The sequence below is a fragment of the Bacteroides sp. AF39-16AC genome (genome assembly GCF_003602735.1).
Taxonomy (GTDB): domain Bacteria; phylum Bacteroidota; class Bacteroidia; order Bacteroidales; family Bacteroidaceae; genus Bacteroides; species Bacteroides uniformis.
This window is the reverse complement of sequence record NZ_QTLN01000010.1, coordinates 90696-103240: the sequence shown is the minus strand read 5'-3', so window position 1 is coordinate 103240 and position 12545 is coordinate 90696. Positions and strand designations below refer to the sequence as shown.

The window sequence follows — 12545 nt, the reverse complement described above, 5'->3', positions numbered from 1 at the left end:
TGTTCCAATATATAAAAACAGTTTGTTCGCCATATTGAAACAGTCTGTTCCCTTATAGGAAACAGACTGTTTTGTTAAAGGAAACAAATAGTTGCCCTACAGCATCGGCAAGGCAGCAAACAGACAAACGGGGCTGTAATACCTAATTACGGTCGCATGTGTTTCTCCAATATCGGGTAAAGTATCTCAGCATACCTCATAAAGCCCAAATCGGTAAAATGAATGCCGTCTACTGTAGCCTCCCCGTCGTGGCCGATGATGTCACGGGAAGCAAGGAAATAGATGTTTTTCTCTCCACGTTGCTTCAAAGAACGGAAAAAGGCATTCAATGTCTCATTCTTGTCCTTTACCTCCTTGGCAATCCTGGTGTCAAAAGGAGAGTGAGTAAAGAGAGGGTCTTCCACGAAAAGGACAGGCGTATCGGGATGCTTGCTGCGGATAGTGGTATAGAATTTATCGGCACGCTCTCTCATTTGCTCCACGGTAGCATTGGGCACAAAGTCGAGGACAAACATAGAAGCGTCCACACCGGCTATGACATCGGCAATCTCCAGGTCGAGCAAGGCATTGCCGCTAAATCCCAGATTGATGCACTCACGATTGAGCCAACGTTCCAGAATATTGGTATGCGCCATGCCGGGACGGGAAGCGCAGCCTCCCTGCAAGATGCTGGTACCATAGAATACCACCGGCTTCTCACGTTTCGGCAAGTCTACTGCCGGCGGGGTAATGGCGGATAAAGAATCCACGCCGATGGAAAGCGAGGTAACCCCATCATATAAAGAAAGGTACAAAAGGTATTCGCGCTCCTCGGGCAACATATTGCTTACGATAGTCGCCTTATTGATTTTGCCCTGCGGACGTCCGCTACCGGCAAATATCCACTTACCGTCTTGCAAGCAGTAGAGGTCGAGGCCTTTAATGCCGGTCGGTGTCATGTGGTTCATACTCATATTGTTCCTTACTTCCCATTTGGCAGAAATGCTTGTAGAGTTGGAACGGAAGCGCACGGCGAGTCCGGCACTGTTGCGGCCTAAGTCCCACAATGGCTTGCGGGAGATGTTCTGCAGAGAGTCCGGCAGACGCTCATAGCGGGTAAGGGTAGATTCTGTTGCTTTGCCCAGAAGGGGGAAGGCGGAAGCATCATGATAGATAGTCTGGGCATTGGCAACAGCGGCCAACAACAAGCCCATCAAAAGAATTCTGGTTCTCATATGACAAGATATTAAGTGTTAAGTATCAGATGGCAAAGATACAAGGTTTCTTTGAAAAACGAAGAAATGGAAGTATTTTACATCAATTAACTCCCACATGCTTGTTTCTTTACGAAACATTCGTATTTTCGCAGAAAACAATTCATATGAGACACATCCATTTCCTCTTAGCAGGCTTCCTGCTGTGCATCTGCTGTACCCTGCAAGCCAAAAACCGTGTGATTGACCAACCACCGTTTATCGTAAGAAACACGACTTCCATCGAAGTGAGTAAAGTAGTCATCAGTGACACGGCAACCGTGCTCCACATCTATGCCAAGTATCGTCCCAAGTACTGGATACAGATTGCACCCGACAGCTACCTGACAGACAATAACGGAGAAACCTACCAACTGCGTTCCGGTATAGGCATCATACCAGGTAAAGAATTTTGGATGCCCGAATCGGGCGAAGCGGAATTCCAGCTGGTCTTTCCTCCCCTATCCGACAATGCTACCTCCTTCGACTTCACCGAAGGCGAAAAGGTGGAAAACGGATTCAGCATCTGGGGAATACAACTGAAAAGCAAGAAACTGCCGGAACTAGCACTTCCCCAGAACACCGTAGTACACAAAGCCGACCCTAATGCCAAACTTCCCGAACCGGTCATCCAATACGGAAAAGCCATGCTGAAAGGAAAACTCCTGGATTCACGCCCCAATATGGGAATGCCAATCAGTATTGCCGTGTGGGAGAATATCAAAGGAGACATCACGGACATACCACTCGACATCCAGCCTGACGGCAGTTTCACCAAAGAAGTAACATTGCCCGGCACTACCCCATGTACCATATATTTGGGTAGAGAGCATATGCTCCAGTTCTTCATGGAACCCGGCAAGACAACAGAAATATACGTCAATCTACGCGAAGCTTCCCGGCGCAAGTCTAAATTCCACAGCGAAGGGAAACCCTATGGAGAAATGGTATATATCAACGGACCGCTGGAAACCGTGGCACAAGAGTTGAACGGAAACCACCTCAGCATCGACATGCAAGACAAGCTCTATCAAAACATAGCTGCACTGGCTGGCAAGGATATTGATGCAGCCAAAGCATACGTACTTCAAATATCCGACGAAACACAAGAAGCAATAGACAAGTTGCCTTATAGTGCTTCTACCCGACAACTTTTGACTATCAATAACAAACTGATTACAAATGCCATGCTGTCTTCCGTTGCCAGCATCTTGACATCGGCTGCCCTACACGCCAATCTCATCAAACGGGAGGAAGCAAACAACTACTATCAGGAACTTGCCCGGAAAGTACCCGCCAACTACGTGTCCGACGAAGATATGAGTATATTGAATGTGCCGCAGGCAGTCTTGTCCAACCAGTATGTACAAATGGCTTCAAGGAATGTCGAACGGAGTGGAGAATTGGCCAAAGCCTGGGGAACCGACAAAGGTATCTTCTTCGATATAGCCCGTAATGTCACCCTCTACCGGGGTATCAAGAACTTCACCCCGCTCACCGACGAGCAAAAGGCCACCGTTGCCGCCATGCCCGCCGCATACCGTGAAATGCTGACTGCCGCCAATGACGAACTGCTGGCACAACTCGAAGCCAACAAGAAAAAGACGGGCTATACCATCAACCAAGTGGACGCCAACGTCAGCAACGAAGATTTGTTCACTTCTATCATCAGCAAATTCAAAGGAAAAGTATTGTTAGTAGATTTCTGGGCCACTTGGTGCGGTCCATGCCGTATGGCAAACAAGACGATGGCCCCCATGAAGGAGGAACTGAAAGACAAGGATATCCTATATCTGTACATCACCGGCGAAACCTCCTCCTTGAAGACCTGGGAGAATATGATTCCCGACATCCACGGCGAACATTTCCGTCTGACAGATGCCCAATGGAAATACCTATCGGATACATTCAAGATAGAAGGGGTACCGACTTATCTGATTGTAGACCGCGAAGGAAACACCACGTTCAGACAAACCGGCTTTCCGGGAGTAGAGAAGATGAAGGAAGAGTTGCTGAAAGTGACTAAATGACAAACTGATAAAACAAAAAAACAGCAGGCTTATCACCTGCTGTTTTTTTGTTTTATCAGTATACCGCTATTACTTTTCAGCCCATTCCTTGGCTCCCTGCTCTTTCAGTTTAGCAGTAAATGCCTTTGCCTTCTCCATAGCAGCCGCTTCCTCTTCCGGAGTTGCATATGCATGCTTGTAGCCCTTCACCACATTCCATTCACCACGGGTGAAATCGGGGAATGCCACAGCCGCACAACCGTTGTCCATAGAAAGTTCTCCCAATTCTGCAAGGCAGCACCACTCAGCAAGGTCGTATACATCCATATCCAAAGGAAGACCGTTTTGCAGGCAATATACCAGACGGCTGTCCATCACGAAGTCCATGCCACCATGACCTCCTACTTCCTTCGCCATCTCACCGTACTTCTTTAAAATGGGATGCTGGTATTTCTCCACGAGTGCCTCCATCTCCGTCTCCGGCAGGAAACCGTGTGAATTCAAATCATCCACTTTGGGCTGAACGCCCGATGCACTCAGCTGGTCAGCGTCAAGCGCATACCCTTCTACCGGATATTTGTTGGCGAATCCCTTGGTACCCGTAAGCTGATACAAACGGTTATAAGGCTGTGGTGTCATTACATTGTGCTGAATCTCAATCACCTTTCCATTGGCTGTACGAATCATGGTCGTGGTATGGTCACCGTTACGGAATTCCTTGCACTCCTCGCCGGTTCTTTTTTCTACCAGCTCCTTGCCCACTACAGACTTGGTATCCATGGCTACCAACGTTTCCATACGGTCACCACGGTGAATATCCAGTGCTTGCGCCACCGGGCCAAGGCCATGGGTGGCATACACGTCACCACGATGCTTCATGTTGTAGTCCAAACGCCAGCCCAGCTTGTCATTTTCTCCATTCTTCCAATAATGGTCCCAAAACGGGCTCAAATTATGTATATAAGCACCCTGCGCACGGATAACTTCACCGAACACGCCATGCTGCGCCATGTTCAGCGTATTCATCTCGAACCAGTCATAGCAGCAGTTCTCCAGAATGAAGCAATGCTTACGGGTAGATTCACTCAAGTTAATCAAATCCCAGCATTCCTGCAGATTCATAGCCGAAGGCACTTCTATCGCTACATTCTTTCCATTCTCCAACGCACACTTGGCAACGGGGAAGTGATGCAGCCAGTCTGCAGCAATATAAACCAAATCTATATCATCACGTTTGCAGAGTTCCTCGTATCCTTTGTCACCGGAATAGACGGCGGCCTTGGGCATGGATGCCTTCTTCAAGAGCTCCTGACATTTATCTGCACGGGCCTCTTCATAATCACAAAGAGCCACTACCTGCGTACCCGGAATATAAGTGAAACGCTCCACTGCTCCGGGGCCACGCATACCCAAACCAACAAAACCCACACGGACTGCCTCCAACTTCGGAGTAGTCAGTCCCAATACACTCTTCTGTCCTGCCGGACGCTCGGGAGTTTTGACAACAATGGTACCATTCTGCCATTCCCATTGAGTTCCCTTCTCTGTGGTTTGCACAGTAGAAGTCTGGCTTGTGCATGCACCCAATACGAAGCACATTCCCAGCAACAACGATTTAACTGTTCCCATATTTCTGCTTTATTTAAGGTAAAAGAATTCATTGCAACAAAGACAGCGCAAACCGAATGCAGGATAAAATGAACCCGTTCATTTTTTATGCTGAGGTGCCGCCAGTCTTCGCTTCTTCTGCAAAGATAGACAATCTTAGCCAAAAGAAGATTATCAACAGCCATGTTCTTTTCAATCCGGCAAAAGAATATACACACAGCAGGAGCATTTAGATTAATTAACTCACTGTTTGATGTTAGTTTACGAAATATTCGTAGATTTGCATTGAATTCATTTAAATACTTTATCCATGGAAAAGTTAACGATACAAGAAGAAGAAGCAATGTTGTACATTTGGGAACTGGGCAGTTGCTTCGTAAAAGACATTGTTGCCAAATATCCCAAACCGGCGCCTCCCTACACAACTGTAGCATCTATTGTGAAAAACCTGGAGCGCAAGCAGTATATCCGTGCCGCACGTGTAGGCAACACTTACCAGTATACCCCGCTTATACGCGAAAGCGAATACAAACGTACCTTTATGAGCGGTTTTGTGCGCAACTACTTTGAAAATTCTTATAAGGAAATGGTTTCGTTCTTCGCCAAAGACCAGAAGATTTCGGCCAATGACCTGAAAGACATTATAGACATGATAGAGAAAGGAAAGGAGTAAACATGTTAGCCTATTTTCTGAAAGTGAATGTAGCGATAGTACTGTTTTATGCATTCTATCGGCTATTCTTCTACAAAGACACGTTTTTCGGCTGGCGCAGAACCGCACTGCTCTGCTTCTTTGCCGTTTCTGCCGCCGTACCTCTGCTGAACATACAAACGTGGATTACGGAGCAGGAACCGATGGTGGCCATGGCAGACCTCTATGCCAGCGTTGTGCTACCGGAACTCACAATAGGCACCGAAGCGGCTCCTACCGACTGGAAAAGCATCCTTTCAGAATATGCCAATATCGCCTATTGGGGAATAGTGGCATTGCTGATGATACGCCTCATCATGCAACTGGCGGGCATCATCCACCTGGCATGCCGATGCCGCAAGGTACAAATAGGCAACACAAATATACATCTGCTTCCCAAAGCAGACGGGCCTTTCTCCTTTTTCCACTGGATTTTTATCCATCCGTCCTCGCATACGGAAGAGGAATTCAACGAAATATTGACCCATGAGCAGACACACGCCCGGCAATGGCACTCCATTGATGTCATCATCAGTGAACTGGTGTGCATTTTTTGCTGGTGCAATCCCTTTGCCTGGCTCATGAAACGGGAAATCCGCACCAATCTGGAATATATGGCCGATGCCCGCGTATTGGAGAACGGCTATGACTCCAAAACCTACCAGTACCATCTGCTAGGATTGTCACATCAAAAGGCTGCAGCAACTATCTATAACAGTTTCAATGTTTTACCTTTAAAAAAACGCATCAAAATGATGAACAAAAAGAGAACAAAAGGAATAGGAAGGACCAAATATCTGATGTTCCTTCCCTTGGCAGCCTTACTTATGATTATCAGCAATATCGAAGCAGTGGCGCGTACCACAAAGAAGATTGCAGCGGAAGTCATAGAGGCCGTAGATCCCAAAACCGAACAACCGGCACCGGAAGTTCAAGACCCTCAAGCAGCTCCCCAACCGGAACAAGACACGAAAACCGTGACTTACAAAGGAAAGGTAGTGGACAAGGATACTCTCGACAATCCTATTTTCGAAGTAGTGGAACATATGCCCGAATTCCCCGGTGGAGGCATGCCGGTACTAATGGAATATTTGAGCAAGAACATCAAGTATCCGGAAGCAGCCATGAAGAAAGGCACACAAGGACGGGTAACCGTACAATTCGTGGTGGAAAAAGACGGCAGCATCGCCAATGCGAGAGTGCTTCGTGGTATTGACCCCGAACTGGACAAAGAAGCCGTGCGCGTAATCAGTGCCATGCCCAAATGGAAACCCGGCACACAAAAAGGAGAAGCCGTGCGGGTAAAATATACAGTTCCCGTGATGTTCCGTCTGACGGAAAACAATACACAGGTTAAGTATGCTCCCATTGAAAGCAAAATAGATGAAATGGTGGTAGTGGGTTATGCTCCCGAAGAGGCAACCTACCCGGAGGAAGTAACCGTTTTCGAAGTCGTAGAAAAAATGCCGGAATATCCCGGCGGCATGTCCGCAATGATGGAATTCATCGGCAAAAATATCAAATATCCGGTAGCCGCACAAAAAGCTAAGATTCAGGGAAGAGTGGTCATACAGTTTATAGTGGATAAAGAAGGGAACATCATCTGCCCCAGAGTAATCCGTGGTGCCGACCCACTGCTAGACGCTGAAGCAATCCGTCTGACTACTATCATGCCCAAGTGGAAGCCCGGCATGCAAAGAGGACAAGCTGTAAACGTAAAATATACAGTCCCCATCATGTTCCGTCTGCAAGAACCGGAGAAAAGCCCTGCTGTCCAGAATGCCACTGTTACTCCAACTAAATAAACTAATTTTCTCTCTAAACAAGTCTAAATGAAAAAGGAGCAGTTACCCGTCGCCGGGTAACTGCTCCTTTTTCATAAGGAAAATATCCATGTTTATTTATGCACTTCCACAATCCGTGTCGGCGCCATTTCCATATTTCTGCGGTCTACCTGACGGACTACGGCAGCAGCCAGTTGCAGGAAAGCGCGCCCGGTCACCGTATTCTCATCCAAAGCAACTGGAGTCCCCTTATCACCGCTCTCGCAGATACTCTGCACGATAGGAATTTGTCCCAGCAAGGGTACGTTCATTTTCTCAGCCAGTCTCTTTGCGCCTTCTTTTCCAAAGATATAATACTTGTTTTCCGGCAATTCGGCAGGCGTGAACCAAGCCATGTTCTCCACCAAACCGAGAATGGGCACATTCACCTTATCATTGGTAAACATATTGATGCCTTTGCGGGCATCTGCCAGCGCCACAGCCTGCGGCGTGCTGACAACGATAGCTCCTGTCAGTGCCAAAGTCTGCACCACTGTCAAGTGAATGTCGCTCGTTCCGGGAGGAAGGTCGATAAGGAAATAATCCAGTTCTCCCCAATCGGCATCACCAATCAGCTGCTTCAAGGCATTGCTTGCCATACCTCCCCGCCACAAAGTGGCCTGGTCGGGGTCTACAAAGAAACCGATGGAAAGCAACTTGATGCCATACTTCTCTATCGGAACAATCAAGTCACGTCCACCAATGTTCTCTGCCACCGGACGGGCATCTTCCACTTGGAACATCTTTGGAACAGAAGGCCCGAAGATATCAGCATCCAGCAGACCTACTTTATAACCCAACTTTGCCAAAGACACGGCAAGGTTGGCAGCAACCGTGGACTTGCCTACCCCACCTTTTCCGGAAGACACTCCGATAACATTCTTCACCTGGGGTAATAGTTTACCCACTTCCGGACGTGCCGCCTGACGGCTTTCAGTCGTAATCACAACCTCCACCTCGGGAGAGACATACGTATGTATAGCTGTCTCGGCAGCCTTCACCATTGACTTCATGAACGGATCAGTCGGTTTCTCGAATGTCAACGAGAAGCTGACCTTCATCCCGTCAATCCGCATGTTATCGGCCACCATCTCAGCCTCAACAAGATTCTTTCCGGTACCGGGATAACGCACTGTTGCCAATGCATCAAGGATTAATTTTGGATATAATGTCATTGTATTTACTATTTGACGATTTACTATTTACTATTTTTATGCGAATCAGTAGTAGTTTTAACCACTGATTCACATCATTTGCTGGTTTGCAATCCGCTACGCTTGCTACGGTTATAACTGCGGTACTCATCCAGCTCTATCTCCACATCCGGTTCCTGCAACTCGCCCTCTTGCGGAAGATGGAACTTGATGTACTTGATATTCAAACCACGATCCAGCCATTGTTGTTCATAATAGGTCTTGATGCTGAGTATCTCATCAGCCATGCCGGAGTGGTACAAGTCTTCCGTCATCACATCCACCGGCAGCCGGTTTCTTTCAATCATGTACCGGGTATAGGTAAACATGAAGTTGCTGTCCGTCTTCAGATGGACTATGCCGTCATTCTTCAGGAACTTGCGGTAGCGCTCCATGAAATAAGTGGAAGTAAGCCTTTTGGTCGCCTTCTTCATCTGCGGGTCCGAGAAAGTGAGCCAGATTTCGCTCACCTCATCCATAGCAAAAAAGCGGTCGATGATTTCGATATTCGTACGCAAGAAAGCAACGTTCTTCATGCCCGACTCCAGCGACTCGGTGGCTCCCGTCCACATGCGGGCACCCTTTATATCCACTCCGATGAAGTTCTTTTCGGGAAACATGCGTCCCAATCCGACAGTATATTCTCCCCTACCACAGCCCAGTTCCAGGACAATGGGATGGTCGTTCTTGAAAAACCGCCCGTGCCAGTTCCCTTTCATGTCAAACGGCACATTATCCACCGCGGAATACGGATACTCGAAAACATGCGGATAACTCGCCATATCGGCAAACTTCTCTAACTTGTTCTTTCCCATTTAAGAAGCATTGAAACATAAAACATATTATTTTAGGCACGGATTACACGGATTTTCACGGTCTCTCTTCAATCTATCCGTGCTTTCCGCGCAATCCGTGCCTAAAAGTATAAAAAACAAAGTCCCGGCAAGTCTTATACGATAGACATTGCCATCACCGTATTATTCAACAATCGTCACCCACCCGTGAGTATCCGGCTCGTCACCATACTGGATGGCACGCAGCTTGTTGTAGAGCTTCGTACATACCGGTCCGGGTTTTCCATCCTTGGAAATAACGTATGACTTGCCGTTCTCTACGTCGTCTATACGTTCGATGGGGCTGATAACGGCAGCCGTACCGCAGGCACCCGCTTCCTCGAAAGTCAGCAACTCTTCTTCGGGAACCGGACGGCGTTCTACCTTCATGCCCATGTCCTCTGCCAGCTGCATCAGGCTCTTGTTGGTGATGGAGGGCAGGATGGAAGTGGACTTCGGAGTGATATATGTATTGTCCTTGATGCCGAAGAAGTTGGCGGCGCCACATTCGTCCATGTATTTCTTTTCTTTGGCATCCAGATAGAACTCGCAGGCATAGCCCAAATCGTGCGCCTTCTTGTTGGCACGCAAGCTGGCTGCATAGTTGCCTCCTACCTTATAGACACCCGTACCGAGCGGTGCCGCGCGGTCGAATTCGCGGATAATGACATACGGATTGGTTGAGAATCCACCCTTAAAGTAAGGACCTACCGGGGTCACGAACACCACAAACAGATATTCGCTGGCAGGATGTACGCCTACTTGTGCACCGGTACCCACCAGCAACGGACGGATATACAGAGAAGCACCCGATTCATAAGGCGGAATGAAACGCTCGTTCAGCTTCACCACCTTCAGAATAGCTTCTTTGAAACGCTCCGTAGAAAGTTCCGGCATCAAGATGCCACGGCAAGTGGATTGCAGGCGGGCTGCATTCTCCTCCAAACGGAAGATACGCACTTTACCGTCTTTGCCACGAAAAGCCTTCAAACCCTCAAACGCTTCCTGACCGTAGTGCAAACAAGTGGCAGCCATGTGCATAGGAATGGTTTCCTCACTGCAAACTTCCAGTTCGCCCCATTGTTCGTTACGATAGTAAATTCTCACATTGTAATCTGTCTTCATATATCCGAACGGCAGATTAGCCCAATCAAGTTCTTTCATATCTCAAAGTATTAGTTACTTCTATTACGTACATTTTGCAACAAAAATAGCTTTTATTCTTCAGATTTCCACTTCTCCGACAGTAATTTTTCAATTTCCTTATCGGCTTTGGTCAATTTATCGCTGCAAAATGCTATAATTCCGTTCGCCTCCTTTATCTTTTCGGCAAGCACATCTATCTCCAGCTCGTTGTTGTCTATCTGGCTGACTATTTTCTCCAGGCGCGCCATGGCTTCGGAGTAGGTTTCTTTTTTCTTGGTTACCGGCATAATTGAAATTAATTAATCGTTGTACTTCTCAAGCCGTTTGTCAGAATTCCCGTTTTTGGGCGATGCGTTCTCCCACTTCATCTCCTTGGACGTCAGTTTCAAAATATGATATTGTTCAGTATAATGTCCCTCTTTATCATACAACGTAATCAATTTTTCATCAAGACTTATGATATAAGTTCCACGAAAAGGGACTCCGTTAGATAACGGGCTTCCGGTATAAACTTCATAGGTCTTGTCTGCATTAAACGTATAGCAGGTCACAAAATCGTCCTGCAGGACTGGTTCTTTCACAATCCACTTACCTACCAGTTGAGGAATTTCGACCTTATCATCCTCATCCGTACATGAAATAAAACTAAATGCCATACTTATCAGTATCAGCATAAAAAACAAATTTTGTGTTTTCATCTTTGTTCATTTTAAATGATTTAAACAATATTCATAAAATGCAGAGATTTGCAAAACACTGCATGAATGAGAGGAGAGTTAAATATGTACTATTGAAACCACTTCACCATTCTGCAGACGGGTTGTTATCATATCATTCTCCTGCAGTTCATCTGCATTCTTCACTACTTTCCCATCTTTCAACGTAATGCTGTAACCGCGGGCCAACAACTTTTCCGGTGAAGCATCTGCCAATCGTTGTTGCAACAATTCCAGGCGATGGCGATGGCGGAACAAAGAGGAAGTCACAGCCTGCACCACATCTTTCCGCACAGTCAGCAAAGCCATTTTTGCATCGGATATACGATGGTATGCGGCAGAAGGAATCCGGTTCTTGTAACCAGAGAGTCTGCGCTGTTCCTGCTGCAACAGATTCCTGACACCCTCATGCAAGCGAGAAGCAAGCATTTCCAGTTCATCAGCAGCGCTGTCCATGGACTCTATTAAGAATTCGGCAGCCGCCGTAGGGGTCTTTACACGGGTATGTGCCACAGAATCCAGCACCGTGTCATCCCGCTCGTGACCGATGCCCGTTATGACAGGCAACGGAAACTGTGCACAAGCAGCAGCAAGCAGATAAGTATCGAAACCGGATAAGTCGGACGTGGCGCCTCCACCGCGAATAATGACAACCACATCAAACTCGGACAAGCGTGCATTTACCCGGTCGAGAGCAGAGAGGACAGACTCCTCCACACGGTCGCCCTGCATCAGGGCAGGAAACAGTTCCGTATAAAAGTAGAAACCCCGGGAATTGTTTTCCAGCTGATGACAGAAGTCACCATAGCCCGCCGCCGTCGGTGAGGATATGACGGCAATACGTTGCGGCAGGCGGGGCATATCCAGTTCTTTATTAAGAGTGAGCACCCCCTCTTCCTCGAGCTGTTTCAGTATCTCCCTGCGGCGGCGTGCCATATCGCCCAAGGTATAGGTGGGGTCTATGTCCTGCACCGTAAGGCTATAGCCGTAAAGTTCGTGGAAGCTGACGGTGACCTGCACCAGCACTTTGATGCCCGCAACAAACGCCTGCCCCGTGGCTTCCTCAAAATAGGGCTTCAGCAGGCGGAACACATTTGCCCAGATTGTTCCTCTCGCCTTAGCTATCAGGCTGTTGCTGCGAGGGTCTTTCTGCACAAATTCCAGATAGCAATGCCCCGTACTGTTGGTACGCACATCGCTCAACTCCGCCTGCACCCAACACTCGTCAGGAAGGCATTGTTCCAGACTGCGGCGCACAAGGGCGTTGAGCTCATACAAAGACAACGATTCCATA

Annotated in this window: 11 protein-coding genes; 3 read left to right on the top strand and 8 right to left on the bottom strand. The window is 47.6% G+C overall.

Annotation, left to right across the window (positions count from 1 at the left end; genetic code table 11):
* Positions 1-146: 146 nt before the first annotated feature.
* Complete coding sequence (locus tag DW039_RS10590) at positions 147-1214, bottom strand: SGNH/GDSL hydrolase family protein (RefSeq protein ID WP_005833392.1); 1068 nt, start codon at positions 1212-1214, stop codon at positions 147-149.
* Positions 1215-1360: 146 nt separating this feature from the next.
* On the opposite strand from DW039_RS10590, the gene DW039_RS10585 reads away from it, so the two are divergent.
* Positions 1361-3262, top strand: coding sequence for a TlpA disulfide reductase family protein (locus DW039_RS10585; RefSeq protein ID WP_120381926.1), 1902 nt, complete (start codon positions 1361-1363; stop codon positions 3260-3262).
* A gap of 69 nt (positions 3263-3331) precedes the next feature.
* Here the strand turns inward: DW039_RS10585 and DW039_RS10580 are convergent, their stop codons facing one another.
* Positions 3332-4870, bottom strand: coding sequence for a Gfo/Idh/MocA family protein (locus tag DW039_RS10580; RefSeq protein WP_005829763.1), 1539 nt, complete (start codon positions 4868-4870; stop codon positions 3332-3334).
* 289 nt (positions 4871-5159) lie between these two features.
* Between DW039_RS10580 and DW039_RS10575 the strand changes: the two genes are divergently transcribed.
* Together DW039_RS10575 and DW039_RS10570 are read left to right on the top strand one after the other, a co-directional pair.
* The gene (locus DW039_RS10575) at positions 5160-5522 is read left to right on the top strand and encodes a BlaI/MecI/CopY family transcriptional regulator (RefSeq protein WP_005829755.1); all 363 of its coding nucleotides are present in this window, start codon (positions 5160-5162) and stop codon (positions 5520-5522) included.
* Between the two features lie 2 nt (positions 5523-5524).
* Positions 5525-7345, top strand: coding sequence for a M56 family metallopeptidase (locus tag DW039_RS10570; protein ID WP_120381925.1), 1821 nt, complete (start codon positions 5525-5527; stop codon positions 7343-7345).
* 92 nt (positions 7346-7437) lie between these two features.
* Here DW039_RS10570 and DW039_RS10565 read toward each other — a convergent pair whose 3' ends face one another.
* The 6 genes from DW039_RS10565 to xseA form a co-directional block, all read right to left on the bottom strand.
* On the bottom strand, positions 7438-8538 hold the full coding sequence (locus DW039_RS10565; RefSeq protein WP_005829749.1) for an Mrp/NBP35 family ATP-binding protein: 1101 nt from the start codon (positions 8536-8538) through the stop codon (positions 7438-7440).
* A 74-nt stretch (positions 8539-8612) separates the two neighbouring features.
* Positions 8613-9371 carry a tRNA (guanosine(46)-N7)-methyltransferase TrmB gene (gene trmB, locus DW039_RS10560; protein ID WP_005829747.1) on the bottom strand — a complete coding sequence of 253 codons (759 nt, stop codon included), beginning with the start codon at positions 9369-9371 and terminating at the stop codon, positions 8613-8615.
* A gap of 162 nt (positions 9372-9533) precedes the next feature.
* Positions 9534-10553, bottom strand: coding sequence for a branched-chain amino acid aminotransferase (locus DW039_RS10555; protein ID WP_005829743.1), 1020 nt, complete (start codon positions 10551-10553; stop codon positions 9534-9536).
* A gap of 53 nt (positions 10554-10606) precedes the next feature.
* The gene (xseB, locus tag DW039_RS10550; RefSeq protein ID WP_022401344.1) at positions 10607-10822 is read right to left on the bottom strand and encodes an exodeoxyribonuclease VII small subunit; all 216 of its coding nucleotides are present in this window, start codon (positions 10820-10822) and stop codon (positions 10607-10609) included.
* Positions 10823-10834: 12 nt separating this feature from the next.
* Positions 10835-11233 (bottom strand): lipocalin family protein, encoded by a 399-nt coding sequence (locus DW039_RS10545; protein WP_022401343.1) that lies wholly within the window; start codon positions 11231-11233, stop codon positions 10835-10837.
* Between the two features lie 78 nt (positions 11234-11311).
* Positions 11312-12544, bottom strand: coding sequence for an exodeoxyribonuclease VII large subunit (gene xseA / locus DW039_RS10540; RefSeq protein ID WP_005829738.1), 1233 nt, complete (start codon positions 12542-12544; stop codon positions 11312-11314).
* Position 12545: the final 1 nt, after the last annotated feature.